Below are 25370 nucleotides of genomic sequence, written 5' to 3' on the forward strand. Positions count from 1 at the left end.
GGCCATCCTTGCTGATCGATGTGATTGATGAATGCGTCGCATAAAAGCAAGCTTGTTTTATGGTCTATTCATTTCTCATCAAAGGCTTAAATTGACTGCAAGCGGTGCGATCAATGCGACGATGCGTTCGGCAAATCCCAACAATTTAGCCTGCGATCATATCAAGCGGATGTGGGGCATGACTACAAGCCTGCCATACCAGGTTTGGATACTGGCTGATTGAAAGTGTTGAAGTACCCATTCAGCTTAAGCTTCAATGGAGAAAAGGAATATGACCAATAAAAAAACGAAGATGGTGTCTTTGAACGCGGGCCTGAAAACACTGCCTACGTGCAGTATTTCGTGGGTCAGAGCTATTTGAATATCCTGTCCAAGGAAGGGGTGTTCATCGGCAATGTAACCTTTGAACCGGGCTGCCGCAACAACTGGCACATTCATAAGGCCGATAAGGGCGGCGGGCAAATCCTTTTGTGCACCTCCGGCAAGGGCTGGTATCAGGAAGCAGGCAAGCCTGCACAAGCCTTGAAAGCTGGCGATGTGGTCAAAATCCCTGCTGGTGTCAAGCATTGGCACGGTGCAGCGAAGGACAGCTGGTTTGCCCACCTCGCTGTTGAAGTGCCAGGCGAGAACACCTCCAACGAATGGCTGGAGCCAGTTTCTGATGAAGAATATGCCTCTCTGGATTGAGAGCGGTTTGGCGCCGAAGGCATCTATCGCTTCGTCAAGATCATGGGGAATCGACCAGGAGTGATTTTGCAAATGTTCCCAGCTCAGGGTCATCCGTCAGAGCCCAAATGAAGGTGCGGGTGTTTCTAGAAGCAATCGTTTCATCAATCTTCCATCCCGAACATGGTCGCGATTTCGGCGTCACCATCATGGATACCTTTGCCCATTGAAAAACCGGCATTTTTGTAGAGGCCCAATTTACGGGGAGTGGGATCAGCTTCGTATTTGACAAGTCGAGCAAGCGGCTTGCCCGCCTTTGCGATGATCACCTCTTCACCCGAGCGGCATTTTTCGACAAGGGCCGAAAGTTTGGCTTTTGCTTCGTGTAAGTTGATTTGCATGCAGGACCTCCTGGTTGCCTTCACAATTTCTCACTATGCGTGACCCCACATACTGGTTCAACTAAGTTCAACTAAACACAGAGGGTTTTTAGATTCCACATGAAAATCCGAACAGGCTAAAAACAAGGACTATCGACATGAAAGATGTAACCGTAGTTGTCGGTGCCGGAGGCATCGGCCAAGCCATTGCGCGTCGCATCAGCCATGACCGCCAGATTTTGGTGGCAAACCACACTCAAGAATCCGCAGATGCTGCTGCCAAGGTGCTCGAGTTTGCCGGGTTTGATGTGACGGCCATGAAGGCGGACATCTCGGACCGAGCAGCGGTTCAGGCTGTTGTGGCAGAAGCGCAGGACCTGGGACCGATCAAGGCTTTGGTTCAGGCGGCTGGCGTGTCTCCATCGCAAGCGCCCATTGAGCAAATTCTCAAAGTTGATCTATTTGGCACGGCAATCCTGCTTGAAGAATTCAGCAAGGTGATCGCGCCGGGTGGAGCGGGCGTGGTGATCTCTTCCCAGTCGGGCTACCGCATGCCAGCACTGACAGCAGACCAAGATGCCCTTTTGGCGACGGCTCCCGCCGAAGACCTTCTGGAGCTGAATTTCGTCCAGGGCGTCAAGGACACACTGCACGCCTATCAAATGTCCAAACGCTGCAATTCCCTGCGGGTGAGAGGCGAAGCGATCAACTGGGCAAAACGGAACGCACGTGTGAATGCCAACAGTCCGGGCATTATCGTCACGCCGCTGGCCCATGACGAGCTATATGGCGAACGCGCTGATTTCTATCAGACGATGCTGAAGAAAATGCCTGCCGGTCGGGCCGGAACCCCCGATGAAGTGGCAGCTCTGGCTGCCCACATCATGGGTCCTGAAGGTGGTTTCATCACAGGCAGTGACTTCCTGATCGATGGAGGTGCGACAGCCAACTTCTTCTACGGGCCCGATTCATAGTCGCTTTGCAGTCAGCATTCATGAATGTGAAATATAGGACCTTGCGGTTTTGGGTCGCTAATGCCTCGGTGATCCACCTATATACTGCCCCCCTCCACAATACAATGAACAGCAATTCAAACCGGGTGGATCACTGAGATCCACTCGTTTTCTAAGGAGACTGCCAATGCTAGGAACAATGCTTTATGGTCCAGGTGATGTTCGCTATGAAGAGGTTCCAGAGCCTCAAATCATTCACCCGACCGATGCCATCATCCGCCTTGCTGCGACCTGCGTTTGCGGGTCTGATCTGTGGCCCTATCGTGGCGTGAATGACGTGACCGCCCCAATGGCCATGGGCCATGAATATTGCGGTGTTGTTGAAGCGGTTGGTGACGCCGTTTCCATGGTCAAGCCAGGTGACTTTGTTGTGGGGTCTTTTTGCCTGTCCGATAACACCTGCCCGCACTGTGGGCACGGGTTTCATTCCTCATGCGAACAGCGTGAATTCATGACTGGCGCGCAGGCCCCAATGGCTCGCGTGGCTTTGGCGGATGGAACTCTGGTCAAAACCGCAGGTCAGCCATCGGAAGACCTCATCCCGCATCTACTCGCTGCCTCTGACGTGCTCGGCACTGGCTGGTATGCAGCCGATGCGGCACGCGTTCAGCCCGGCTCGACGGTTGTCGTGGTCGGCGATGGTGCCGTTGGTCTGATGGGAGTCATGTCCGCCAAACAGATGGGTGCTGAACGCATCATCGCCATGAGCCGCCACAAGTCCCGTCAGGATCTGGCTCTGGAGTTTGGTGCAACAGACATCGTTGCCGAGCGCGGGGATGAAGGCATCGCCAAGATCCGAGAACTCACCGCCAAAATCGGTGCGGACTCTGTTCTCGAATGCGTCGGCACCGAGCAATCCATGAAACAGGCCATTGCTTGCGCACGCCCCGGATCTACCGTTGGCTTCGTTGGTGTGCCTCATGGCGTCAAGATCGACGGTCAGGATCTGTTTTTTGCCCAGGTTGGCCTGATGGGCGGGCCTGCTCCGGTGCGCCGCTTCCTGCCCGACCTGATGCAGCTGGTTATCGATCGCAAGATCGAACCGGGTAAGGTCTTTGATCTTCAAATCCCGATTGAAGACGTCGCCGAAGGCTATAAAGCCATGGACGAACGTCGTGCCATCAAGGCCCTTTTGCGCGTCTAGGATCACATCACCACTTCAGAAACGAGAAAAGGCAGGACTTGGCACAAGTCCTGCCTTTTTATATCCGGAAGATCTTAATCTTGTTGGCGGGGTTTGAACAGCACCGTTGCCATGCAGGCAAAGGTGAAAAGGGCCATGATCCAGGCCATGGGCCAAGGCGTACCGTCACGAAAGACGGTGAGCAGAAGCGACGAAATGATGCCGCTGCCATATTGAAGAGAGCCGATCAGAGCCGAAGCCGAACCGGCTGTTTTCACCTCATCCAGCGCAGCAGCCGTTGCCGTCGCCGCAATGATCCCGTTGAGCGAGAAGAACGCAAACACCGTGATGATGACGAATATCAAACTGGCAGCACCAGCGTAAACGGCAAGGCTTAATGCCACAGTAGCGAGAAAGGCCGCTGCAGTCGAAAGCTTGAGAAGCAAATCCATGGAATAGCGCGACAGAAGGAAGCGGTTGAAGTAGCTGACAACCATCACGCCGACGACGTTTAAGCCGAACAGATAGCCATAATACTGATAGTTCACGCCGAAATAATTGATATAGACAAAGGGAGAGCCGATGATGAAGCCGTAGGCGGCGACATAATAGAAGGTGACGCAAAGGGTATAGCGCATGAATTCCCGGTTTTTCATCAGGGTCGCATAGTTGCGCAAGGCCGAGAAAAGGGAAGAGGGTGCAACATTCTCTTTTGGCAGGGTTTCCGGCAATTTGAAGATCGACAGGAACATCAGCATTCCAATGCCGGCGAGCAGCCAGAAAATAGCGTGCCACGTGCGGAAGTGAATGATCTGCCCACCCAAAAGCGGCCCGATGATAGGAGCAACCGCCATCACCATCACAAGCGTTGAAAGCATTTGCGCTGCCTGTGTTCGGGAATATAGATCGCGGATCATGGCTCTGGACAACATCGGGCCGGTGCAGGCGCCGAAGGCCTGAAAAACCCGCCAGAAGATGATTTGCTCTATAGACTGCGCCAAAGCGCAGCCAACTGAGCCAATCACAAAGACCAGCATGCCGATGAACAGCGGCTTTCTGCGTCCGATCGAGTCACTGATAGGCCCCCAAACGAGTTGCGCTATCGTGAAACCGATGAGAAAGCCGGTAACGGTTAGTTCTGCGTTGCCGTTCAGCTCTTTCGCCATCATCGGCATGGCGGGCAGATAAATATCCGTCGACAGCGAAGTGAATGCCATCAACGCACTTAGAATGATGATGAAGACGATATGGGCATATGTCGAATGGGTTCGATCTTGTTGATTGGTTTCTATTGTCATGGGCTTTCTTCATTTGGCTGGATTGCGGGCGGAGGGCCAAATTGCTGGTGGACTTCCTGTTACGGCCAATATGAGGAAAAACGCTGAGATTGATAAGCTGCATAATATGACTTGTGCTTATACTCAAATTTCATGAATGGTCCGATGGTCGCTATTTGACGCCCTCCTGCATTCATTAGTTTCTGATATAAGTTCAATCCACATTCAGCGCCTAATCAATGGAATAAAAAGCGCCTATCTTTGCGTCAAAGGGAGCGCAAGCCGCTCCCGCATGGCAACCCAACGCGTTTGCCTCACCTTTTCAAGGATAGGTTCAATGACAAAAATTCTCATTCTCGGGGCCGCAGGACAGATCGCTCGCGTGACCACAGCTCTGTTTCTGGAGACAACCAATCTGGAACTGGTACTTTTCGCTCGCAACGCCCGCCGTCTTGATGGGCTTGCTAATAATGACCGTGTCATCATCATCGATGGGGATGTTATGGATGGCGTCAAGCTTGAAGCAGCGATGGCTGGTGTCGATGTGGTCTACGCCCACCTTTCAGGTAACATGGCTGCGCAGGCTCGCACCATCATCACCGCCATGCACAACGCCAAGGTTAGACGTCTGATCTTTGTCAGCTCCATGGGCATCTATGACGAAGTGCCCGGACAGCGCTATTCCAGCGTGCTCGACCCCTATCGAGACTCCGCTCTCGCCCTTGAGGCGTCCAATCTCGACTACACGATCATTCGCCCCGAATGGCTCAACAACCGTGATCAAATCGCCTATGGCACCACGGTCAAGGGCGAGCCTTTCAAGAATCCTGAAGCCTATGTTTCGCGCAAGAGCGTTGGCGACCTGATCGTCAAATGCGCCACCGTGCCGGGTTTCGGCATCGGCGAGAGCTTTGGCGTCCACAAGGCCTGATCCCTCAGTTTTCCGAATATATCTCAAATACAGGAGACAACCATGCAAGGTTTCAATCCTACCATTACCCTCAACAACGGAGTTGAGATCCCCGCAGTTGGCCTTGGCGTTTATCGTTCCAGCCCCGAAGACACGGTTGAAGCGGTCAAGGCGGCCCTCGTTGCAGGCTATCGCATGATCGATACCGCTGCTGCTTATCGCAATGAAACCGAAGTCGGAGAGGCCATCCGCGAAAGCGATGTCGCCCGCGACGATATCTTCATCCAGACCAAACTCTGGATCAGCGATTACAGCTATGACAGCGCGATGCACGGTTTCGAGCGTTCGATGAAAAAACTCGGCTTCGATCAACTCGATCTTTATCTTCTGCATCAACCGGCACCTGCGGAATTTGACCGTACCGTTGGTGCATACAAGGCAGCCGAGAAACTCATGGCCGATGGCCGCATCCGCGCCATTGGAGTCAGCAACTTCAGCCCGGCCCATATCGAGCGCCTGATGGCAGAGACCGATATCGTGCCTGCCGCCAATCAGGTGGAACTGCATCCCTTCTTCACGCAGAAAGCGCTGATCGACTTCCACAAGAAGCATAATATTCTCACGCAAGCATGGTCACCCATTGGCGGCGTGCAGCGCTATTGGCGCGAGGATGCCAAGCCCGAGGAAGACCCGCTCACCCATCCAGCCATTGCGGCTCTGGCGAAAAAATACAGCAAGAGCCCGGCCCAGATCATCCTGCGCTGGCATCTGGAGCTTGGCATTTCGATCATCCCGAAATCGGTCAAGACCGCCCGCATCATCGAGAATTTCGATATTTTCGATTTTGCTCTCACAGCAGATGAAGTCGCTTCAATTGATGCGCTTGATACCGGCAAGCGGGGTGGCCCTGATCCGGAACATTCCGATCGCAAGGCCTTTCCTTTCGTGATCGAAGACTGATCGCGACAACAACCATTTCAAAGAGGACAAACCATGCCTATTCAAATCAAGGCTGTCGGAACGACAGAAGCCAGAAAACCGCTCGAAGTGATGGACATTGCCCGGCGCGATCTGCAGCCGGACGACGTTCAGTTTCAAGTCCTTTACTGCGGCATCTGCCACTCAGACCTGCATCAGGTTCACAATGACTTCGGCGCGGGGCATTTCCCCATGGTACCCGGCCACGAAATTGTCGGCCGCGTGACCGCTGTCGGTCGTGACGTCAAAAGCTTCAAGGTCGGTGATCTGGCCGCTGTTGGCTGTATTGTCGATTCCTGCGGCCATTGCCCGGCCTGCCGTCATGATCTGGAACAGTTCTGCGAAGGCGAAGAGGGCACGACCCTGTCCTTCAACACGCCGGACAAATATATGGGTGGCATGACCTATGGCGGTTTCTCCCAGACCTACGTCTGCAAGGAACAATACACCCTTCATGTGCCGGAAAGTCTCGATCTTGCCGCTGCGGCTCCGCTGCTCTGCGCCGGGATCACCGTCTATTCGCCGCTGAAGCATTGGGGCGCCGGTGCTGGCAAAACCGTTGGTATCGTTGGCATCGGCGGTCTGGGCCATGTGGCCATCAAGATCGCAAAGGCCATGGGCGCTCACGTGGTGGTCTTCACGACCTCTGCTGCCAAGGTGGATGACGCCAAGCGTCTTGGCGCCCATGAGGCTGTGTTGTCGACCGATCCAGAGCAGATGAAGGCCTTTGCCTCCAAGGTCGACATCATCATCGACACGGTCTCGGCCAAGCATGAGGTCAGTGCCTATCTAAACTTGCTGGCCATCGACGGCTCTCTGGTGCTAGTCGGCCTTCCTGCAGAGCCGCTGGAAGTGGGTGCTTTCAATGTGGTCAAAGGCCGCCGCAGCTTCTCCGGCTCCAACATCGGCGGCATCGCCGAGACGCAGGAAATGCTAGATTTCTGCGCCGAGCATGACATTGTGGCCGACATTGAGCTGATCAAGGCCGATCAGATCAACGAGGCTTTCGAACGTCTTGAAAAGAACGACGTGCGCTATCGCTTCGTGATCGACATGTCCACGCTCGCCTGAGCGCTGAAGCGTCGATAAAAATGAAAGCAGAATGGCCGGATCTGGAATATTGATCCGGCCATTGCGATGAAAAATTTCAGACCAGAAAAACCAGAGACCAGAAAGCAGTGCCATGAGCCAGCGCCCTGAAACCATTTGCCATATGATCACCGGTCTTGATGCCCATGTTGAAGTGGAACGCTGGTGCCAGACCGATGGAGCCGACCGGGACGAACAGGTCGAACTCTATTTCGAGCTTCAGGAATCCTTCGGGGCAAGGGGCTATATCGTCGGACGCGTCACGATGGAGCCTTACGCTGAAGGTGGTATCCTCTCCCATCAAGAAGCCGAAGCGCTGCCCAAACCATCCCGCACGATCCATATTGCTGACAATGCGCAGGAATCCCTTGCCATCGTGCTAGACCCGAAAGGCAAATTGCACTGGAAGGAGGGGATGCTCGATGGTGACCATCTGCTGATGGCGCTCGGGCCGGAGGTCAGCGATCTTCATTTGCAGGAACTGGCTGCGCGGGGCGTCTCTTATCTCATCGCGCCCGAAGCGGATATTGATCCGGCCTGGCTGCTTGACCAACTGGCAATCCATTTTGAGGCAAAAAGGGTCATGGTCGAAGACGGCGGGGTCATCAATGGCCTGTTTCTCAAGGCTGGTCTGATTGACGAGATCAGCTTGCTCATGGTGCCGGCTATCGATGGCGCACAAGGGGCGCGCAATGTCTTCGACACCGGAGCTGTGAGCCTCAAGGACAGTCTCAAACTCGCTCTCGTGTCTGTTGAGGCCAAGCCACATCAGACCGTGCATCTGCGCTACAAGGTCAGCAATTAGCGCGATTTGAGACGCAAGGCATCCAGCACGATGGCAAAGGCCGAAGAGGCCTGACGCCGCGACGGATAATAGAGATAATAGCCGGGAAAGGGTGGGCTCCAGTCTTCCAGAGTGGCAACAAGCTCGCCGCTTTTCAGATAGGTCTCCAGATGGTGGTCCGTCAGACAACACAGGCCACGTCCGTCAAGACAAGCTTGGATTATCATGTCAGGATCGTTTGAGGTGAATTGTCCCTCAACACGAACGTTTAGAGGCTTTCCGTCTTTTTCGAATTCCCATGGATAAAGACCTCCTAGTGTGGGTAGGCGCAAATTGATACAGGTATGTTCTGTCAGGTTATGTGGTGTCTTGGGGTGTCCATGCTTTTCAAAGTAGGCTGGCGTGCCAACCACCAACATGCGCAGATCCGGGCCAATCCGCACCGCGATCATATCCTTCTCCACGCTCTCGCCCAGCCTTACCCCCGCATCAAACCGCTCTTCGACAATGTCTGTCCATCTTTGCTCAACCGAGATTTCAATGCGGATATCAGGATATTCTTCCATTATAGGAGCAAGTTTGGGATAAAGAATATATTCAGCTGCCTGACGTGAGCTGTTTAGGCGGACCAGACCAGCGGGTTTGGATCTGAAAACAGTCAAACCTCTCAGTTCGTTTTCGATATTGTCCAGAGACGGACGCAGGGTTGCTGCCAGCTTTTCGCCGACCTCAGTAGGCGAGACATTGCGTGTGGTGCGGGTCAGAAGACGCAGGTCAAGCCTCTCTTCCAAGCGCTTGACCGTATGGCTGAGCGATGATTGCGATGTGCCAAGACGTGCAGCAGCCTTGGTGAAGCTTCTTTCTTCACAAACGGCCAGAAAGGCGATGAGATCGCCCAGTTCATCTCTTTTCATTTATGAACCCTTAAGATTAATCAAAGCCCTAAATATCTCTATTTATCACGATGAAAGGATTTGGCCTGACTGTCAATAGTGTGAAGCGGCGTGCAAAATTGCCCCACCTATATCCGATAATCTCCGCACACCAAGCGCGGAGGAAAGAGCAGGTGTTATTGATGGAAAATATTTCAAAAATCCGTCGTTGGGTGCTTTTTCTGATGAGGGCAAAAAAAGGCTTTGGGCTTCTGGAGTGGAAATTCTCGATTTTCCAGGAGAGGCTCTCGAACAGGCGATGGCTTTTGATAGCAAGTATCGCGCGCTCTCTATCCCCGACTGCTTTTTCTTGACGACGTTGTAGTATGTTGAAGATGGCCTGTTGCTTACTGGTGATAGGTCTCTCTGCAAAGCTACAAAGGCAGATATGTCAGCAAAATATGCCGAGTTCATTGTGAAAGATTTTTATGGGAGAATTATGAATGCGCTGGCTGAAGAGATGGAAGACCTTCAATATGCGCAGGTAGAGGCAATAAGGAAACTCTTGCCAAGATACACCAAGCCAAATGATCTGTGCCCATGCGGAAGCGAGAAGAAGAACAAGAAATGTCATCGCGTTGGCATGTAATATGGTTTCGACAGTCGAAGTCGCTTCACTCGTGCCCATTGCCGCCAAATAGTTCTACCGCAAAATCGATAAAACTACGCAGTTTCGGGGTCATTCTCCGGTCTGGTGCGAAAACCAGATGCATGGGGCGTGTTGGTATCGGATAGTCGGGCAGCAATGAAACTAGATTTCCATTCGCTATTTCATTTTCCACCAACTCGATTGGTTGCAACATGACGCCAAGCCCGGCAAGGCAAAGAGGGAGAAGCGCTTCGCCGCTGTCCATCATCACCCGGCTGGAGACAGGGACGGTCACGGCTTTATCAGGGCCAGAAAAGATCCAATGTGTCCTGAGGCTGGAATAGGAAAAGCCAAGGCAATCATGCTGGATCAGATCCTCAGGCTGGTTGATCGGGGTGCAACGGGCCAGATAAGACGGTGCGGCGCAAAGGGCCAGCCTGTAAGGGGAAAGCGCTCGGGCTATGAGACTGCTGTCCATCAGTTCCCCGACCCGAAAGACCAGATCAAATCCTTCCTCGATCAGATCGACATAGCGATTGGACATCGACAGATCGATATCGACTTCGGGATATTGCTGCAGATAGTCCGATAGGGCTGGCGCTAGCCGATGAATACCGAAGGAGACCGGACAACTGAGCCGCAAGCGACCACGCGGAATGGCGCGGGTTTCTTCTGCCAGAGCGTCTGCGGCTTCCACTTCACTCAGAATGATTTTGACCCGCTCATAGAAATCGCGGCCAACATCGGTCAGATGCTGCCGTCGCGTTGTCCGGTGAAGCAATCTCACACCCAGCGACTGCTCCAGCGATTGAATATGGCGGCCGAGTAATTGGGGTGACATATCCATTGCACCGGCAGCGGCGGAAAAGGAACCCAGTTCCACCGCACGAACGAAAGCAGCCATGCTGGTCAAGCGATCCATTATAAACTATCCATTTTTTATTTATCTCAAATCAAGATATTTATCCGAATTAGTTTTTAGTGCAACCTTCGTTTCACATCTAGAGTTACAAAAACAACAAAAGGAAACGAATATGCAAGTTGCTATTTTGGGTGCAGGCAGCATGGGGTCTGGTCTCGCAAGTCTCATCGCTACAGCGGGCCACGAGGTCACGATTGGAGCGCGAGATATTGCCAAAGCGGTCAGCGCTGCTGAAGCTGTTGGTCCTTCGGTGAATGGTGGCGGCATCGCCGCTGCCAGCCAGTCTGCCGATATCATAATTCTGGCCTTGCCATACGGCGCTGTGCCAGTTGTTCTGAAAGAGGCCGGAGACCTGACCGGCAAGGTGGTAATTGACATCACCAACCCGATCACAGAAGACTTCAAGGGGTTGACTGTGGGGCACACCAGCTCGGCGGCAGAAGAGATCCAGAAGCTCATCCCGTCCGCCTCTGTGGTCAAGGCCTTCAACACCATCTTTGCCGCTTTGTTGCCTTCAGAGGCGCGCCCCAATGCGACCCTGCAGGTCTTTGTCGCGTCCGATGAGGATGGCGCAAAACAGACCGTCACCGAGCTGGCGCGCTCCATCGGTTTCGAGCCGGTTGATGCCGGTCCGCTTTCCAATGCACGTTTTCTTGAGCCTATCGGCGAAATGAATATCCATTTCGGTTTCTTCCTTGGGCGTGGCCCAACGGTCGCGCCGGCATGGATCGCGCCATCTGCATCCTGAATGGACGAAAGGAAAGACCATGAAATTCATTCTCAAAGCTGCGATTCCGGCCCTACTGCTGCTGACTTCGAGCGCAGGAGCGTTCGCTGACGAGGCCACTGACAAGGCCGCCATCCGGAATGTTCTGACCTCTTACGAAAAAGCTCTCAACGCTGCTGATACGGCGGCGATTGTTGACCTTTACACCGCTGACGGCGTGCAAATGGCGCCTGACTCTCCTGCTGCGGTCGGCAGCGAGGCTGTCACTGCCGCCTATGACGGAACCTTTAAGGCAATTGCCCTGAAGCTTACATTCTCCTTTGATGAGGTGAAGCTACTGGGGCCTGATGCCGCCCTGTTGCGAAGCCATTCGAGCGGAACCGTTAAAGTGAATGGCTCTGATCAACCTGCAGCGCCCGCTGCCTACAAGGAGCTGTTTCTGCTCGCCCGCCAGAATGGTGAGGAATGGAAATTCACCCATTACAGCTTCTCCGCCGCTCCGGCATCTGGTCGGTAAGCTGAAACAATCATGCCTGCCGCATCCGTGCGGTGGGCGTTATCCAGCCTGTTTGCGCAATGCGCCGGGGGAGAGTTTATTGGTGAACCGTTGATCTCTAAAAATCCTGTGCCAACCTATCCGCCAGACGAGAGGAGACCGCCATCACGCATAAAGTCAAAGATGTCTGAAAGCTGATTGCGTCTCATATTCGAACAAAGGAGAGTTTGAATTCCAATCGTCCGTTCCTGGCTTAGAAGATGAGGCCCCACCTCAGTTTGCTTTGTTCGAATTGCTGCAAAACTGAGATGGGGCATAAACCGGACACTCCTCTGCCTTCTTCTGGAAGGCTTCGTCGCTTACGGTTTAACTCTTTTCCGGGGCCTCAACACCGGACATGGCCTGAACGGCATCAGGCAGGCGAGCGCCCTTGATTTCGATTGCCCGAACCGCCGTATTGAGTTCTGCCAGCTCTTCACTTGTGAATTCCACGGATGTCGAACCAACATTCTCTCGCATATGCGCCATCTGCGTTGTGCCCGGAATCGGCACAATCCATGGCTTCTGTGCCATCAACCATGCGAGGGCGATTTGACCCGGTTGTGCACCCTTGCGCTCTGCCCAGCTTTTGACCAGCTCAAACAGTGCCAAATTATTTGGCAAGTTTTCCGGCTGGTAACGGCTCGTAAGACCGCGGAAGTCCCCTTCTGCAAACCGTGTTCTCTCATCGATAGCACCACACAGGAAGCCCACGCCCAGTGGGCTCCACGGAACGAACCCAATACCCAGTTCCTCGCACGTCGCCAGAACCTCCTGCTCAGGTCCACGCCAAACCATGGAATATTCGCTCTGCACCGCTGTCAGGGGAAGCACAGCGTGGGCGCGACGCAAGGTCTTGAGCCCCATCTCAGACATGCCCCAATGAAGAACCTTGCCTTCGTCCATAAGATCCTTCACGGCGCCAGCGACATCCTCAATGGGGACTTCAGGGTCGACGCGGTGCTGGTAGAGCAGATCGATCCTATCCGTTTTCAGGCGCTTAAGCATACCCTCGACGGCCTGTTTGATGTGATCCGGTTTGCTGTTCCGACCGCCGCGGCGTTCACCCGTTTCGAAATCGACGTCAAAACCGAATTTGGAGGCTATGACGATTTCGTCACGGAATGAACCTGTGGCTTCCCCTAGAATGCGTTCGCATTCATGCGGTCCATAGGCTTCGGCAGTGTCAAAGAAGGTGACGCCGTGATCAAAGGCCGACTGGATGATCCGATGCATTTCGGGCCGGTTAGGAATAGTTGTCGGATAAGTTCGGTGCATATTCTGCACCCCCATTCCGATGGCGGACACCTCCAGAGAACCAAGCATTCTGCGGCCTTTGGCCATTGGCTGCGGTTCTTTTGTTGTCTGGGCTTTGGCATTGCTGACAAGAGCACCGGCCAGAGGTGTCAGCGCCAGTCCACCCGCTGCAGCGAGTAGGCTACGGCGCGCGATCGGGCTTTTGGTGACTTTGCCTTCGTCTTTCTGCATGGAAAATCTCCATTTCTATGCTGAGGAAATACAGAGACAACGATGCTTACAAGGCATGTTGTCTTCGGTGAATTTTGTCGTCTATTTCGAAAGCTTCTGATTGAGCCTCCCATCCAACTCCATTCGCAGGGTAGCAGCAGATTTGGCTCGTGATTACCGAGCTTTCGAAGATTGGCCTTATCTGTTTGATGTTTGAATGGCTCAGGAGGGCATCACTGTGGCTGTCCAATCAGCCAGCAGGCTGATTGTGTCCCGCTCGGAATCGCATTGCTTGATGAAGGCAGGTTTGATCTGGGCGTCAGGAACCAATTGCCCCAGAGTTTCGAGACTGTGGCCTGGTCCGTAACCGCCGTGCGTGATGCAAGGAAACAGGGTTTTGTTGCCCATGTCCCAATCTGCAAGAAAGCTTCGAACCGGTGCTGGCATGTCCCGCCCCCATATTGGGAAGGCCAGAACGACCGAATGATACCCATCAAGACCGGGAAAATCGCCTGAGAGTGCGGGTAGTTCACCGGTTTCCTGCTGCTGACGCGCACGGAGCACATGAGCCTGATAGTCATCGGGATATGGTTCCACCGTCCTGATTTCGAACAGGTCTGCAGACATTTGTCTTGCGAGAGTTTCAGCGATCACGCGGGTGTTGCCACTTCTGCTCAGGTAGGCGACAAGCGTTGAAGAGGAACGTTTGTTCACCGGCAGCGGATCAGCTTGAGCCACAAGACTGGTTCCCACTCCAAACCCAAGAGCCGCTCCGTAGAGTTGGAATAAGGCATTCCGGCGATTGATCTTTTTGGAATTTTTCAATTGCTTGTTTCCTGATTTTGATGAGCGGGAAGAAGGCGGTGGCTATTCTCCGGCAGATGTGCCTGCCAGAAAGAAGCGGCTTCCCGGATCCATCCTTCTGCCGGGGTGTTCGTTCCGGCTCCAAAGCCATGACCAATGTCGGGGACAACGCGAAAGGCCACGTCCGTGCCGAGTTTCTTAAGTGCGGTGACGCGTGGCTGCATGCTCGAGGGCGGGGCTATACCGTCGCGCTCTCCGACAATCACGTAGGTTGGCGGTTCCGTCTCACCGATGTCGCGATGGGAGGTGTAGGCCATGACAACGGTACTGGGGCGTTTTGTGGTGTTGGCGCCAAATGCATCCGGTCCATGGCTGCCAATATATGCCGCCATCCGTGCTCCAGCCGAGCTGCCCCAAACCGAATATCCGTCTGTTGCGACCTGCAATACAGTCGAATTGGCCATAACATAATCAACGGCGCGGGCCATATCCTGCGTTGCAACTTGCCCACCCTGACCGGTTCGATAGGTTACAACGAAGGCGTTGAAGCCCAGTTCCGCCAACACCATTGCATAGGGGAACCCTTCATGAACGGATCCCACATAGGAGAAGCCGCCACCAGGAGCGATAATCGCAAAGGGGGCACCGGGTTTGCCGGGAAAGAAGAACAGCCCCGCTTCATCAAGATCTGACCGCCGTGCTCGCTCTTCCTCTGAGTAGATTTCATGGAAGACGGGAGCACCATGCTGTTGCAGTTCGATCAAACGATTAAGCCCGGAAAGCACGGTCTCCAAGTTGACGTCGCTATGATAAGGCAGGAGCCGGGCGATCTGGGTAAGCGGCATATCCTCCTGATAGTTCCTGTTGGCCCATGGCAATATATGGGTGGTAAAGGTTCGAAGAGCTGGATGGGAAAGCAGCTCGCCGATCGTGCTTTCGCCTGTCAGAGGCACAGTGATCGGAGGCGCATCGGAAGCCGTTGATTGACTTGAGACATCCCCACCGGGGGACTCTTGTGCTGCGGCTTCTCCCAACCCGATGGTCAGACAGGTCATCGCGATGGCAAGGCGTTTCAGCGAATGCTTGCTAATACGGAAGTCAGATTTTGAATAGCCCATGGTGTGGCTCCGCTCTCTCCTGTGTGATCTTGTGTTCAATTTAGGAGAGGTGAGCATCCCTGATTAGCCAGCTTGTCTTTCTAACAACCATAAGCAGATTGAATGAATAGCGATCATTCGTTTCCTATTCATCGATCTTACTAATAAGCTTGATCGAGAAGATGTAGCTAATCGGGTTGGGCAGCTTGAGTTAGGGTTTCTGGAAGACTTCATTCATGAACCTCTCAAAACAAGGATGCTCCATGAGACTGGAAACACTCTTTCTTGCGGCAACTGTCAGCCTTTCGCTGGCCTCTTCCGTCTGGGCCTTTGAGCCTCTGACCATCATTGATCAGGGCAGTTTCAGTGCTGGAGGCACCGTGATCACAGAAGCAGGCACCTTCGACAACAAGGCGCCTCTCAATTCAGCCGGGCAAAAGCTGGGAGACTACTGCGGATGGTCGCGAAGGTTTCCAGACGCTGATGCTCCGTCGTCATTTTGCCGTGCACACCATTGACCAGCCACGTCGCGGCAAGGCGGGCAACAGCACGGTTGCCGCCGAGGCCAAGCCCACCGCATATGACCAGTTGTTCTTTGACATGTTCCGGATCGGGCAATGGCCGAACTATTTTGACAATGTCCAGTTTGATACCTCCGAGGATACGCTTGTCGAATTCCTCCGCTCGGTTACACCCAACACCGGTGCCTTTGATCCTGAGGTTGTCAGCGATGGAGTTTCGGCCCTCGTCGACAAGATCGGTCCTTCTATTCTTGTCACCCATTCTCAGGCCGGTGGGCCGGGCTGGCTGACCGCAATCAAGAATGCCAATGTGAAGGCCATCATTTCCTACGAGCCGGGTAGTGGTTATGTCTTCCCGGAAAACGAGATGCCAGAGCCGATCTCAGGGTCAGCAGGTACCTTGAACCCCGAACCTGTGTCCGCGGAGGATTTCGCCAAACTTACCGAGATCCCGATCGTGGTCTATTATGGCGACAATATCCCGGAAGACCCCACCGATGACTTCGGTCTCGACAACTGGCGCACCCGTCTGGCGATGGCACGTCTTTGGGTTGCTGCCATCAACCGTCACGGCGGGGATGCGACGCTCGTGCATCTGCCGGAACAGGGGATCCATGGCAATACCCACTTCCTGTTCTCAGACCTCAACAACAAGCAGATCGCTGATCTTGCAACCGCATGGATCGAAGAAAAGGGACTAGGTGGCATGGCTGCCAAATAGCTCGGCCCTGCCTGCCATCAGCGATGGCGCAGGTGGTCGATCAGTAGCCGGAAAGCGGGGCTCATCTGGCGACGGTTCGGGTAATAGAGATGGTATCCGTCCCACGTTGGCCAGTAGCTTTCCAGAACCGGCAACAATCGCTCTTCGGTGATGTGGGGAGCCGCAACATCGAAGGGCATATATCCGATGCCGACACTATCAAGGGTGGCAGCCAGCCTCAGTGGCAGACTGTTGAAGGTCGCAGGCCCTTCGACGCGAACCCTTATCTCTTCGCCATTCTGCATCATTTCCCAGACAAAGACGCCGCCATGTGTCGGCATGCGGGTATTGATGCAGCGGTGGTTCGTCAGATCCTCGGGTGTGGTCGGGGCTGGATGTTGGGACAGATAGTCCGGAGTGGCTACCATGCACATGCGAATATCGGGGCTGATGCGAACGGCGATCATGTCCTTGGCGACCTGTTCGCCAAGCCGAACGCCAGCGTCAAACCCTTCAGCCACAATATCGATCATTCCAGCATCGACGGCAATTTCGACAGACACGTCGGGATAGTCCGAGAGGAACGAAGTGATCTTTGGCTGCAGAAGCGTGATCGCGGCATGTTCTCCCGCGCTGATGCGGATGGTTCCCCGTGGGCTTGTCCGCACATTATTCAACTCGTCCAGAGCCTCTTCCATGTCATCGAACTGGGGTCCAAGGCGCAACAGCAGACGTTCTCCTGCTTCGGTTGGAAAGACACTGCGCGTGGAACGGGTTAACAGCCGCACCCCCAGATCTTCTTCCAGATTCTTGACGGTCTGGGACAGGGCTGACTGAGACATGCCCAACTGCGCTGCCGCACGCGTGAAGCTGCGATGTCGGGCCACCACGGTGAATGCATAGAGTTCATTGAAAGTACGGCGCATGGATTATGCCTGTTTTCTAATAACGACATCCGCAATTATCGATCTAATAGATCAATAGCTCAGAATATATATTTGCATCAAGGCCAAAAGGGTCAATGACTAAATGCGGGATCTCTCAATGCAACAAAAAGACAATTCTCTTCATACCAAAGCGGTGCTGATCCTTGTCGTGCTCAGCTATGCGATGATCGTTCTCGATATTTCAATCGTCTTGACCGCATTGCCGCGATTGCAGGCGGATCTTGGCTTTTCCGATGCCGGTCTCACATGGGTTTCCAGCATCTATACGCTTTTCTTCGGCGGCTTTCTGCTGTTGGGTGGCAAGCTGGGAGACCTCTATGGTCGGCGTCGGATCTATATGATCGGCCTCAGCATTTTTGCTCTGGCATCTCTGGCAATTGGCTCTGCGCAGAGCGCCGGGTTCATCGTCGCCGCGCGAGCCGTACAGGGAATGGGGGCCGCCATTCTTGCTCCCTCCACGCTTTCCCTGTTGCAGGTGACTTTTCCGGCAGGAGAAGAGCGCAATCGTGCCGTTGCCTGGTATGCTGCCGCCGCAGGCGTTTCAGCAAGTTTTGGCATGGTGCTTGGCGGCGTGCTGGCTGATATGATTTCCTGGCGGGCAGGTTTCTTCATCAATCTCCCGATCAGTGTCGGCCTGCTGGTGGTCGCGCTTCGCTACGTCAAGGAGACGGATCGCTTTGCCGGTAAAATCGATGTTCTGGGTGCCCTTCTGTCAACCGTTGGACTCGGAGCGCTGGTTTTTGCATCTGTTCATGCCGCAGAACAAGGCTGGGGTAATTGGGGATCCATCGGCGTGCTTGCTCTCGGATTTGTCCTTCTCGCGGCATTTCTGGTTCATGAGGCGCGGGTTCACCAACCACTGTTGCCATTACGGCTATTGACTCACGCCGAGCGCGGTGGGGCCTATGGCGCTCGGGTGCTGTTTCTTGGTGCCAACGTCAGTTTCTACTTTTTCGTTGCGCAATATATGCAGGAGGTTCTGGGGCTCACCGCAGCCGAAACGGGGCTGGCCTTTTTCCCCGCGACCTTCGTCAACTTCATTGCCGCGATGAATGTGCCCAAGATGATAGCTCGGTTCGGTCGCGGCCCGGTGTTGATGGCGAGCTACCTGACATGTGGCGTCGGGCTCGCCTGGCTGTCACTACTGGGAATAGACAGCAACCTCTGGACCGAGATCATGCTGCCGATGGTGTTTGTCGGCTTTGGTCAGGGGGCTGCCATGGCACCGCTCACGTCATCCGGTATTGCCGGCGTGGAAGCCGAGGATGTGGGCGCTGCATCCGGTACGGTGAATGTCGCCCATCAGCTTGGATCATCCCTCGGTCTTGCCCTGCTCGTGGCTCTGGCCGCGCTCACCTCCACATCTGGAGCAACACGCCTCGCCATCGCCGAACGAACAGCTCACGCCTTGCAGGGTGGTGCCCTGTTCGTTCTCGCCGCTCTCCTCGTTTCATGGATGTTCATTCTGCGTCCAGCATCAGAAAAACAATAAGAAAGGAAAACACAATGGAATACCGCAAGCTTGGTTCTCTGGAAGTTTCAGCCTTGGGTCTTGGCTGCATGAGCATGACCTCCGCCTATGGTCCGGCAGCCGATCATGACGCCATGATCGCTCTTATCCGGAGCGCGGTAGATAAGGGCGTGACCCTGTTCGATACCGCCGAAGCCTATGGCCCCTTTGCCAACGAAGTCCTTGTTGGTGAAGCGCTGGCTCCTGTACGCGACAAGGTGAAGATCGCCACCAAGTTCGGCTTTGACATCGACCTTGAAACCGGCGAGCGCCGAGGTGGCACCAACAGTAGGCCGGAGCATGTCAAGGCGGTCGCAGAAGCCAGCCTCAAACGCCTCAAGACCGACCATATTGATCTGTTCTATCAGCATCGCGTCGATCCGAATGTTCCGATTGAGGATGTTGCAGGTGCTATGGCTGATTTGGTTCGCGAAGGCAAAGTCCTGCATTGGGGGCTTTCCGAAGCCGGTCTTGACACCATCCGCCGCGCCCACGCTGTGCTGCCTCTATCAGCCGTACAAAGCGAATATTCCCTCTTCTGGCGAGGCCCTGAGGCAGGCCTTCTGGATCTGCTCGAAGAACTGGGTATCGGCTTTGTACCTTTCAGCCCGCTGGGCGCAGGCTTCCTGACGGGCCAGATCACGATGGACACGGTCTTTGCGCCGGATGACTTCCGCAATTTTGTCCCGCGGTTTGCACCCGAAGCTCGCAAGGCCAATCTGGCGCTGGTCGATCAGATCCGTCTGATGGCAACTGAGAAGGGCGCAACCCCTGCCCAGGTCGCACTCGCATGGCTTATGGCTCAGAAGCCCTGGATCGTGCCAATTCCGGGCACCACAAAGGAATACAGGCTGGACGAAAATCTCGGCACCCTTTCCCTCACTCTGAGCGAAGCGGACGTCGCGCAACTCACCAAAGCAGCCGATGCAATTGCTATCACCGGTGATCGCCTTCCTGCCCCTTTGATGGAAATGACCGGCCTGTGATTAATCTGCTCTGATTATAGGGCTTATACGTACAGGCTGCCTAATCATGCGGTTAGGCAGCCCTGCATCTAGAGAATAACAGTCTCGAGCCTGAAAGGCCGAGCGCACCGACACCAAGGGAGACCCGTATGGGACAGCCATTTGCCACCCTTTCTGCCAGCCTCGCTCTTTCAGGCTTGCTGGTTTTTTCCGCTATCGCCGAGCCGAACAGGGTCCGTTTTCCGGACAGCGAGACGATTGATGGTCTCACTCATTATTCCACTGTCACACGAGGCGATGTGACCGAATATATGTACACCTCGCGTGAAGCTTTGGACGCTTTACAGGCAGGCAAAGAGCTGCCGAATGGTACTCAGGTGATCCTGCAGGATTGGCGTGAGGGCAGCGTCTACCGTCTGTTCGTGATGGAGAAGAGCGAAGGCTTCGGTTCAGACTATGACGAACGGAGCCGGACTGACGACTGGCAATTCCAATGGTTCTGGCCCGATGGCTCGATCAATATGGATGAGAATACCGAGCGCTGCCGTTCCTGTCATATGTCCCGGCAAGACCGACAGTATATGTTTACCTATTCAGATGCTCGGCAGTTCGGCAAATGAGTATGCAATGGACAAGGCCATTGCCGCGAGTGCTGCTGGACGGGCTGTTGCTTGCCCTTCTGGTCATGGCATTTGCCTATTGGTGGCTGGGCAATGGGGTGCATGAAATCATAGGGAGCGCCTTGCTGCTCCTCGTCCTTCGACATGTCGCAAACAATCTATTCTGGTGGAAAAGCCTTTCAAAAGGAAAGTGGACGCCTCAGCGGATTTTCAATCTGGTTCTTGGCGTCTTGCTGGCACTTGCTCTGTTGGCGCTGCTGGTCAGCAGCATTTTTCTATCGCGCACTCTGCCAATGATATTCCTCTTGCCGCGCGTGTTCGTCATGCAGGAAATTCACTGGTTCTCGGCCTACTGGGCCATCGCACTTTCTGCGATGCATATCGGGGTGAACTGGAACAGGATCGTTGCGCTGATTTTGGTTGTGGCGGGCAAGCGCAACTTACCCCGATGGCTTAAATATGCAGGCTGGTTGCTGTCTTTGGTGGTCTCGGTTCAGGCTTTGAAAAGTGGAGCAACTATCGGGTTATGGGACAGGCTGGCGTTTCAGTATTCCCTCTCGATGTGGGATTTCAACCAATCGGTCTTGCCCTTCTTTCTTCATTGGGCTGCTGCTTTGGTTGGGCTGGCAGTCATATCCCAACTCGCTCTTTTGCTTGCAACTCAAATTCAGGGCGCGTTGGTAGGCGGGAAACAAAAGGTCCGAGCATCACGTCACTGACCACTTCACGTGCCGAAAAGCGCCGAGCTAGTTGAAATTCATGCTTCTTGAAGTCGAAAACAGAAACGCCTGATATGCATATATGCTAGATGGCAAATTAATATGGCAAATGGAGGCTTAGGTTCGTACGGTTGGCGCGTTTTATTCCCCATGAGATCAAATCTCATGTCTCTTGCCTTGCTATTTCCATTTCAAAGCCGAGTGCCAAAGGAAAATGTTCGAACCCAATCAACTCGAAATTTCTCATGACGGCCGATTCCGTTGAAAAAGTAGGCGTTGCTTTGGTTCTGAAGTCCTGATTCAATTCCTTTGAGGATGGAGGATCAGGGCATGATGGGCAATCAGAGCGGAGTGCAGGCTTCGCTGTTTTACGCGTTCAATCTTGAAGACCACGTACCGCGGGGTCATCTATTGCGATCCATAGATCGCTTCATTGATCTGGCAAACATCCGACGTCATCTCGCTCCATTCTACAGCTCCATCGGTCGTCCCTCGATCGATCCCGAACTGATGATCAGGATGCTGCTGGTTGGCTAAATCATGGGCATCCGGTCCGAGCGCCGCCTTTGCGATGAAGTCCGCCTCAATCTTGCCTATCGGTGGTTTTGCCGCCTGGATCTGACAGATCCTGTCCCGGATCATTCAACCTTTTCCAAGAACAGATATGGTCGGTTCCGCCAGAGCGATCTGTTCAGGAAGCTGTTCGAGGATGTTCTCAGCCGCACGATTGCCGAGGGGCTTGTTGGCGGGGAAGCCTTCGGGATTGACGCCTCGCTGATCAAAGCAGATGCAAACCGTGAGGATGGCATTGAACCGAAGGACTGGTCACCAGAAGATCACGCAAGCCGAGCGACAGAGGAATATCTGCAAACACTGGATGATGCAGCCTTCGTGTCGGCTACGCCAGTTCCGCCCAAATACATCTCGCCCGTGGATCCGGCTGATCGAGGCAAGGCGCACTTCATCTATTCAACCAACTATCTGGTCGATCTCGACAATGGGATCATCGTGGATGTGGAACCGACAGCTCCCATTCGTCAGGCTGAGAATAAAGCTGCCCGCGACATGATCGAACGCGTGATGGCCCAGACCGGTCTCTATCCTGCGCGACGTGTCGGGGACACCGGCTATGGCAGTGCGGAGATGCTGGGATGGCTTGTCTATGAACATGGGATCGAGCCACACATTCCCGTGTTTGACAAATCAGGGAGACGTGACGGTACTTTTTCACGCTCCGACTTCATCTATGATCCCGATGGAGACGTATATTACTGTCCCGGCGGCAAGTCTCTGCATCAATATCGCCGCCCGTTCAAAAAAGAGCGAGATGCCATTGATGGCGATGGCATGCGCAGATATCGCGCCAGCAAGCATGACTGCGAGGCCTGTGTTTTAAAACAGGTCTGTGTTCCCAAACAACCAGCCCGCAAGATCATGTGCTCGGTCTTCGAGGGTGCCCGCGATATGGCAAGAGATATCGCCCAGACGGATGATTATGTCATCTCGATGCGTCAGCGAAAGAAGGTGGAGATGCTGTTTGCCCATCTCAAGCGCATCATGAAACTGGACCGATTACGCCTCAGAGGTCCAAATGGAGCCAGAGACGAATTCCACATCGCAGCAACAGCCCAGAACCTGCGCAAGATGGCAAAACTGATCCCGATCCCGGCGTGAAACGCCATCAAAAGCCTCTTTACCGCGCCTGATCTCCCATCAAATCTACGCCTTTTTCAACGGAATCGGCCCAAGGACGAAGCCGCTCGCGCGGCAATGGTGCTCTGGGGAGGCTCCGTTAACCCTCTGAGATAAGTCTGTTTTGCGATCACCGCCGTCTGTCTGACGATTGAGGCGTTCTCAATTATCAGACAGGAGGTTTCCATGACGGAGGAGAGAACCACACCCTTACGCCAACGAATGATCGAAGATATGCGCATACGCGGAATGGGCGACAAAGCGCAAAAGGCCCATATCAGAGCGATCAAGGATTTTGCAGCTTTTCTTGGTCATTCCCCGGACGACGCCACAGCGGAAGAATTACGTGCCTACCAACTTCACATGACAGATGCCGGCATAACACCGACAACCTTCAATGCCCGTATCGTGGCGCTCCGCTTCTTTTTCACCATGACCTGTGGTCGCGAGGAGATGAAGCGGTATATGCAGTTCCGCAGAGAGCCGCGCAAGCTGCCAGTGGTTCTGAGCATTGAAGAGGTTTCAGATCTGCTGATGGCCGCACCAGGACCGGGGCTGAAGTATCGAGCCGCACTCAGCATCGCCTATGGGGCCGGGCTGCGGGCATCCGAGGTTTGCAATCTCAAGGTTTGTGACATCGACAGTGACAGGATGCTGATCCATGTCGAACAGGGCAAAGGAAGCAAGGACCGCAAGGTCATGCTGTCTCCGGGCTTGCTGCATCTATTGCGAACCTATTGGCGCGAGGCTCGCCCGGGAGGTTGGCTGTTCCCGGGCAAGCCGACGATCAACCCGATTTCACCACGACAATTGAGCCGTGCCTTTGGGTCGGCAAAGAATATGGCCGAGATCCGGAAGACCGCGACCCTGCATACATTGCGGCACAGCTTTGCCACTCATCTGCTCGAAGCCAACACGGATGTGCGGGTGATACAGGTCTTGCTCGGCCATGCCAAGCTGTCTACGACGGCGCAATATACCCATGTTGCCACCAAGACAATCCGGGACACCGTCAGCCCCTTTGAGATGCTGGCCAGCTTGCAGGATCAAACCGTGAAGCGAAGCCTGGAATAAGCGGCCCTTGTGGTGCCGCGTGCAAAGCTGGAGATAGCCGATATCTTTCGACGATACGGCCCAGCCTGGCGCCAAGCCAACCAAGGACATATAAGCCTTGACCAACTCAAGGTGATGTCAGCAATAGAGACCTGCCGAACGGAGGCGCTTGGCGGGCATGTGGCAGGCTGTGCCAAGTGTGGCCACCATCACATTGCCTATAATTCCTGCAAGAACCGCCACTGTCCGAAGTGTCAGGGTCCAGCTGCCCGTGACTGGATGGAGGCACGCGCCGAGGACTTGTTGCCGGTCGAGTATTTCCACCTCGTCTTCACCCTCCCTGCGGAGATTGCCCAGATTACCTACTGGAACAAGCGAGCACTCTATGGGCTGTTGTTCAGGGCATCTGCACAAACGGTGATGACCATCGCTGCCGATCCCAAACGCATGGGTGCCAGGCTGGGTATGACCTCTGTGCTGCACACATGGGGATCGGCCCTCATGCATCATCCCCACATCCATATGATCGTGCCCGGCGGAGGCCTGTCACCAGATGGCACAAGGTGGGTGGGATCCAAGCCCGGCTTCTTCCTTCATGTGCGGGTGCTATCCCGGCTGTTCCGACGGCTGTTTCTGGAAGGACTGTTGGATCTGCATCAGTCTGACAAGCTCGCCTTCTTCGGAGATTTGGCAGGACTGTCGGAACCGAAGGCGTTTGCCGCTTGGCTCCAACCATTCCGCAGGACCGAATGGGTGGTCTATGCCAAGCCTCCCTTTGGCGGTCCTGAAGCTGTGTTGGCCTATCTCAGTCGATACACCCATCGGGTGGCAATCTCGAATAACCGGCTGATCAGTGCGAATGCCAGCACTGTGACTTTCCGCTGGAAGGATTACCGTATCAAATCGGGAGATCGACAAAAGATCATGCAGTTGGCAACGCCCGAGTTCATCCGTCGCTTTCTGCTCCATGTCCTGCCTGCCGGCTTCCATCGGATCCGGCATTACGGGTTCTTGGCCAGCGCCAATCGCAAAGCCAACATTGCGAGGATCCGCACAATCCTTGGAGTAGAGCAACTGCAGGAAGATAACAAACAGGAACCGGCTGCAGAGGTCAGCCCGCCAACCCTGCGAGAACCCTGTCCCTGTTGCGGTGGCCCCATGCGGATTATCGAGATCTTCCGGCGAGGTCAGAAACCTCTATCCCGGGCACCTCCAAGGGAACAGGCTGCATGAAAGATATCTTGCACATCTGGTCCAAACAGAACCGGCTGCTTCAGTTATGCCGGACAGGATCGCCTGCGGCCAAATTCGGAAATCTGGTCTCAAGCGGCTTGTCACGACAGAAAACAA

General features: G+C 54.3%; 24 protein-coding genes and 2 pseudogenes. 18 read left to right on the forward strand and 8 right to left on the reverse strand.

Features of this window, described 5'->3' with window-relative positions; genetic code table 11:
- Positions 1 to 342 precede the first annotated feature (342 nt).
- The gene (locus ACKPCT_RS00830) at positions 343 to 687 is read left to right on the forward strand and encodes a cupin domain-containing protein (protein ID WP_319566922.1); all 345 of its coding nucleotides are present in this window, start codon (positions 343 to 345) and stop codon (positions 685 to 687) included.
- 143 nt (positions 688 to 830) lie between these two features.
- Here the strand turns inward: ACKPCT_RS00830 and ACKPCT_RS00835 are convergent, their stop codons facing one another.
- Positions 831 to 1067: a type II toxin-antitoxin system Phd/YefM family antitoxin gene (locus tag ACKPCT_RS00835; RefSeq protein WP_319566923.1), complete on the reverse strand. Its 237-nt coding sequence runs from the start codon at positions 1065 to 1067 to the stop codon at positions 831 to 833.
- A 137-nt stretch (positions 1068 to 1204) separates the two neighbouring features.
- Here ACKPCT_RS00835 and ACKPCT_RS00840 point away from each other — a divergent pair, with 137 nt between their 5' ends.
- A complete protein-coding gene (locus ACKPCT_RS00840) occupies positions 1205 to 2020 on the forward strand; it encodes an SDR family oxidoreductase (RefSeq protein WP_319566924.1) in 816 nt (271 codons plus the stop codon).
- A 166-nt stretch (positions 2021 to 2186) separates the two neighbouring features.
- Positions 2187 to 3203, forward strand: a complete 1017-nt coding sequence (locus ACKPCT_RS00845) for a zinc-dependent alcohol dehydrogenase family protein (RefSeq protein ID WP_319566925.1) — start codon at positions 2187 to 2189, stop codon at positions 3201 to 3203.
- A 74-nt stretch (positions 3204 to 3277) separates the two neighbouring features.
- On the opposite strand, the gene ACKPCT_RS00850 is transcribed toward ACKPCT_RS00845, so the two are convergent.
- Complete coding sequence (locus tag ACKPCT_RS00850) at positions 3278 to 4480, reverse strand: multidrug effflux MFS transporter (RefSeq protein WP_319566926.1); 1203 nt, start codon at positions 4478 to 4480, stop codon at positions 3278 to 3280.
- 316 nt (positions 4481 to 4796) lie between these two features.
- Between ACKPCT_RS00850 and ACKPCT_RS00855 the strand changes: the two genes are divergently transcribed.
- The 4 genes from ACKPCT_RS00855 to ACKPCT_RS00870 all read left to right on the forward strand — a co-directional run bounded on the left by ACKPCT_RS00855 (position 4797) and on the right by ACKPCT_RS00870 (position 8241).
- Positions 4797 to 5390, forward strand: coding sequence for an NAD(P)H-binding protein (locus ACKPCT_RS00855; protein WP_319566927.1), 594 nt, complete (start codon positions 4797 to 4799; stop codon positions 5388 to 5390).
- Positions 5391 to 5432: 42 nt separating this feature from the next.
- Positions 5433 to 6329: an aldo/keto reductase gene (locus tag ACKPCT_RS00860; protein ID WP_319566928.1), complete on the forward strand. Its 897-nt coding sequence runs from the start codon at positions 5433 to 5435 to the stop codon at positions 6327 to 6329.
- Positions 6330 to 6362: 33 nt separating this feature from the next.
- Positions 6363 to 7418: an NAD(P)-dependent alcohol dehydrogenase gene (locus ACKPCT_RS00865; RefSeq protein WP_319566929.1), complete on the forward strand. Its 1056-nt coding sequence runs from the start codon at positions 6363 to 6365 to the stop codon at positions 7416 to 7418.
- Between the two features lie 112 nt (positions 7419 to 7530).
- Positions 7531 to 8241, forward strand: a complete 711-nt coding sequence (locus ACKPCT_RS00870) for a RibD family protein (protein ID WP_319566930.1) — start codon at positions 7531 to 7533, stop codon at positions 8239 to 8241.
- Here the strand turns inward: ACKPCT_RS00870 and ACKPCT_RS00875 are convergent.
- Positions 8238 to 9134 carry a LysR family transcriptional regulator gene (locus ACKPCT_RS00875; RefSeq protein ID WP_319566931.1) on the reverse strand — a complete coding sequence of 299 codons (897 nt, stop codon included), beginning with the start codon at positions 9132 to 9134 and terminating at the stop codon, positions 8238 to 8240. The two genes, ACKPCT_RS00870 and ACKPCT_RS00875, sit on opposite strands and share 4 nt — an antisense overlap.
- A 478-nt stretch (positions 9135 to 9612) precedes the next feature.
- Between ACKPCT_RS00875 and ACKPCT_RS00880 the strand changes: the two genes are divergently transcribed.
- Entirely contained in the window at positions 9613 to 9741 is a 129-nt protein-coding gene (locus tag ACKPCT_RS00880) for an SEC-C metal-binding domain-containing protein (protein WP_407652409.1), read from the forward strand.
- A 25-nt stretch (positions 9742 to 9766) separates the two neighbouring features.
- Here ACKPCT_RS00880 and ACKPCT_RS00885 read toward each other — a convergent pair whose 3' ends face one another.
- Positions 9767 to 10663, reverse strand: coding sequence for a LysR family transcriptional regulator (locus ACKPCT_RS00885; RefSeq protein WP_319566932.1), 897 nt, complete (start codon positions 10661 to 10663; stop codon positions 9767 to 9769).
- Positions 10664 to 10775: 112 nt separating this feature from the next.
- On the opposite strand from ACKPCT_RS00885, the gene ACKPCT_RS00890 reads away from it, so the two are divergent.
- Positions 10776 to 11411 (forward strand): NADPH-dependent F420 reductase, encoded by a 636-nt coding sequence (locus ACKPCT_RS00890; RefSeq protein WP_090075679.1) that lies wholly within the window; start codon positions 10776 to 10778, stop codon positions 11409 to 11411.
- Positions 11412 to 11430: 19 nt separating this feature from the next.
- A complete protein-coding gene (locus tag ACKPCT_RS00895; protein WP_319566933.1) occupies positions 11431 to 11907 on the forward strand; it encodes a YybH family protein in 477 nt (158 codons plus the stop codon).
- A 345-nt stretch (positions 11908 to 12252) separates the two neighbouring features.
- Here the strand turns inward: ACKPCT_RS00895 and ACKPCT_RS00900 are convergent, their stop codons facing one another.
- The 3 genes from ACKPCT_RS00900 to ACKPCT_RS00910 all read right to left on the reverse strand — a co-directional run bounded on the left by ACKPCT_RS00900 (position 12253) and on the right by ACKPCT_RS00910 (position 15314).
- Complete coding sequence (locus ACKPCT_RS00900; RefSeq protein WP_319566934.1) at positions 12253 to 13413, reverse strand: aldo/keto reductase; 1161 nt, start codon at positions 13411 to 13413, stop codon at positions 12253 to 12255.
- A 201-nt stretch (positions 13414 to 13614) separates the two neighbouring features.
- Positions 13615 to 14217 (reverse strand): flavodoxin, encoded by a 603-nt coding sequence (locus ACKPCT_RS00905; protein WP_090075682.1) that lies wholly within the window; start codon positions 14215 to 14217, stop codon positions 13615 to 13617.
- Positions 14214 to 15314: an alpha/beta hydrolase gene (locus ACKPCT_RS00910; RefSeq protein ID WP_319566935.1), complete on the reverse strand. Its 1101-nt coding sequence runs from the start codon at positions 15312 to 15314 to the stop codon at positions 14214 to 14216. The genes ACKPCT_RS00905 and ACKPCT_RS00910 overlap by 4 nt, the downstream gene beginning before the upstream one ends.
- Positions 15315 to 15556: 242 nt before the next feature.
- Between ACKPCT_RS00910 and ACKPCT_RS00915 the strand changes: the two are divergent.
- Positions 15557 to 16535, forward strand: a pseudogene (locus tag ACKPCT_RS00915) (alpha/beta hydrolase).
- Between the two features lie 17 nt (positions 16536 to 16552).
- Here the strand turns inward: ACKPCT_RS00915 and ACKPCT_RS00920 are convergent.
- On the reverse strand, positions 16553 to 17440 hold the full coding sequence (locus tag ACKPCT_RS00920) for a LysR family transcriptional regulator (RefSeq protein WP_319566936.1): 888 nt from the start codon (positions 17438 to 17440) through the stop codon (positions 16553 to 16555).
- Positions 17441 to 17558: 118 nt separating this feature from the next.
- Between ACKPCT_RS00920 and ACKPCT_RS00925 the strand changes: the two genes are divergently transcribed.
- From ACKPCT_RS00925 to ACKPCT_RS00955, 7 genes and pseudogenes are all read left to right on the forward strand, one after another.
- Positions 17559 to 18953, forward strand: coding sequence for an MFS transporter (locus tag ACKPCT_RS00925; RefSeq protein ID WP_319566937.1), 1395 nt, complete (start codon positions 17559 to 17561; stop codon positions 18951 to 18953).
- Positions 18954 to 18967: 14 nt separating this feature from the next.
- Positions 18968 to 19957 carry an aldo/keto reductase gene (locus ACKPCT_RS00930; RefSeq protein WP_319566938.1) on the forward strand — a complete coding sequence of 330 codons (990 nt, stop codon included), beginning with the start codon at positions 18968 to 18970 and terminating at the stop codon, positions 19955 to 19957.
- 128 nt (positions 19958 to 20085) lie between these two features.
- On the forward strand, positions 20086 to 20556 hold the full coding sequence (locus tag ACKPCT_RS00935; RefSeq protein WP_319566939.1) for a cytochrome P460 family protein: 471 nt from the start codon (positions 20086 to 20088) through the stop codon (positions 20554 to 20556).
- Entirely contained in the window at positions 20553 to 21275 is a 723-nt protein-coding gene (locus ACKPCT_RS00940) for a hypothetical protein (RefSeq protein WP_319566940.1), read from the forward strand. The genes ACKPCT_RS00935 and ACKPCT_RS00940 overlap by 4 nt, the downstream gene beginning before the upstream one ends.
- Before the next feature lie 330 nt (positions 21276 to 21605).
- A pseudogene (locus ACKPCT_RS00945) lies at positions 21606 to 22949 on the forward strand (transposase).
- A gap of 204 nt (positions 22950 to 23153) precedes the next feature.
- Entirely contained in the window at positions 23154 to 24041 is an 888-nt protein-coding gene (locus ACKPCT_RS00950; RefSeq protein WP_319566941.1) for a tyrosine-type recombinase/integrase, read from the forward strand.
- Positions 24042 to 24053: 12 nt separating this feature from the next.
- Positions 24054 to 25253 carry an IS91 family transposase gene (locus tag ACKPCT_RS00955; RefSeq protein ID WP_319567050.1) on the forward strand — a complete coding sequence of 400 codons (1200 nt, stop codon included), beginning with the start codon at positions 24054 to 24056 and terminating at the stop codon, positions 25251 to 25253.
- The last annotated feature ends 117 nt before the right edge of the window (positions 25254 to 25370 follow it).

Origin of the sequence: Cohaesibacter marisflavi (assembly GCF_963665895.2) — a bacterium.
GTDB lineage: Bacteria > Pseudomonadota > Alphaproteobacteria > Rhizobiales > Cohaesibacteraceae > Cohaesibacter > Cohaesibacter marisflavi.

What these genes read in the sequence shown, in the direction of transcription:
- ACKPCT_RS00875 (WP_319566931.1), bottom strand. Translation starts at nt 9,134, where the DNA reads ATGAAAAGAGATGAACTGGGCGATCTCATCGCCTTTCTGGCCGTTTGT.
- ACKPCT_RS00835 (WP_319566923.1), bottom strand. Translation starts at nt 1,067, where the DNA reads ATGCAAATCAACTTACACGAAGCAAAAGCCAAACTTTCGGCCCTTGTC.
- ACKPCT_RS00935 (WP_319566939.1), top strand. Translation starts at nt 20,086, where the DNA reads ATGGGACAGCCATTTGCCACCCTTTCTGCCAGCCTCGCTCTTTCAGGC.
- ACKPCT_RS00930 (WP_319566938.1), top strand. Translation starts at nt 18,968, where the DNA reads ATGGAATACCGCAAGCTTGGTTCTCTGGAAGTTTCAGCCTTGGGTCTT.
- ACKPCT_RS00895 (WP_319566933.1), top strand. Translation starts at nt 11,431, where the DNA reads ATGAAATTCATTCTCAAAGCTGCGATTCCGGCCCTACTGCTGCTGACT.
- ACKPCT_RS00925 (WP_319566937.1), top strand. Translation starts at nt 17,559, where the DNA reads ATGCAACAAAAAGACAATTCTCTTCATACCAAAGCGGTGCTGATCCTT.
- ACKPCT_RS00880 (WP_407652409.1), top strand. Translation starts at nt 9,613, where the DNA reads ATGGAAGACCTTCAATATGCGCAGGTAGAGGCAATAAGGAAACTCTTG.
- ACKPCT_RS00950 (WP_319566941.1), top strand. Translation starts at nt 23,154, where the DNA reads ATGACGGAGGAGAGAACCACACCCTTACGCCAACGAATGATCGAAGAT.
- ACKPCT_RS00850 (WP_319566926.1), bottom strand. Translation starts at nt 4,480, where the DNA reads ATGACAATAGAAACCAATCAACAAGATCGAACCCATTCGACATATGCC.
- ACKPCT_RS00940 (WP_319566940.1), top strand. Translation starts at nt 20,553, where the DNA reads ATGAGTATGCAATGGACAAGGCCATTGCCGCGAGTGCTGCTGGACGGG.
- ACKPCT_RS00860 (WP_319566928.1), top strand. Translation starts at nt 5,433, where the DNA reads ATGCAAGGTTTCAATCCTACCATTACCCTCAACAACGGAGTTGAGATC.
- ACKPCT_RS00920 (WP_319566936.1), bottom strand. Translation starts at nt 17,440, where the DNA reads ATGCGCCGTACTTTCAATGAACTCTATGCATTCACCGTGGTGGCCCGA.
- ACKPCT_RS00910 (WP_319566935.1), bottom strand. Translation starts at nt 15,314, where the DNA reads ATGGGCTATTCAAAATCTGACTTCCGTATTAGCAAGCATTCGCTGAAA.
- ACKPCT_RS00885 (WP_319566932.1), bottom strand. Translation starts at nt 10,663, where the DNA reads ATGGATCGCTTGACCAGCATGGCTGCTTTCGTTCGTGCGGTGGAACTG.
- ACKPCT_RS00840 (WP_319566924.1), top strand. Translation starts at nt 1,205, where the DNA reads ATGAAAGATGTAACCGTAGTTGTCGGTGCCGGAGGCATCGGCCAAGCC.
- ACKPCT_RS00890 (WP_090075679.1), top strand. Translation starts at nt 10,776, where the DNA reads ATGCAAGTTGCTATTTTGGGTGCAGGCAGCATGGGGTCTGGTCTCGCA.
- ACKPCT_RS00845 (WP_319566925.1), top strand. Translation starts at nt 2,187, where the DNA reads ATGCTAGGAACAATGCTTTATGGTCCAGGTGATGTTCGCTATGAAGAG.
- ACKPCT_RS00865 (WP_319566929.1), top strand. Translation starts at nt 6,363, where the DNA reads ATGCCTATTCAAATCAAGGCTGTCGGAACGACAGAAGCCAGAAAACCG.
- ACKPCT_RS00900 (WP_319566934.1), bottom strand. Translation starts at nt 13,413, where the DNA reads ATGCAGAAAGACGAAGGCAAAGTCACCAAAAGCCCGATCGCGCGCCGT.
- ACKPCT_RS00870 (WP_319566930.1), top strand. Translation starts at nt 7,531, where the DNA reads ATGAGCCAGCGCCCTGAAACCATTTGCCATATGATCACCGGTCTTGAT.
- ACKPCT_RS00855 (WP_319566927.1), top strand. Translation starts at nt 4,797, where the DNA reads ATGACAAAAATTCTCATTCTCGGGGCCGCAGGACAGATCGCTCGCGTG.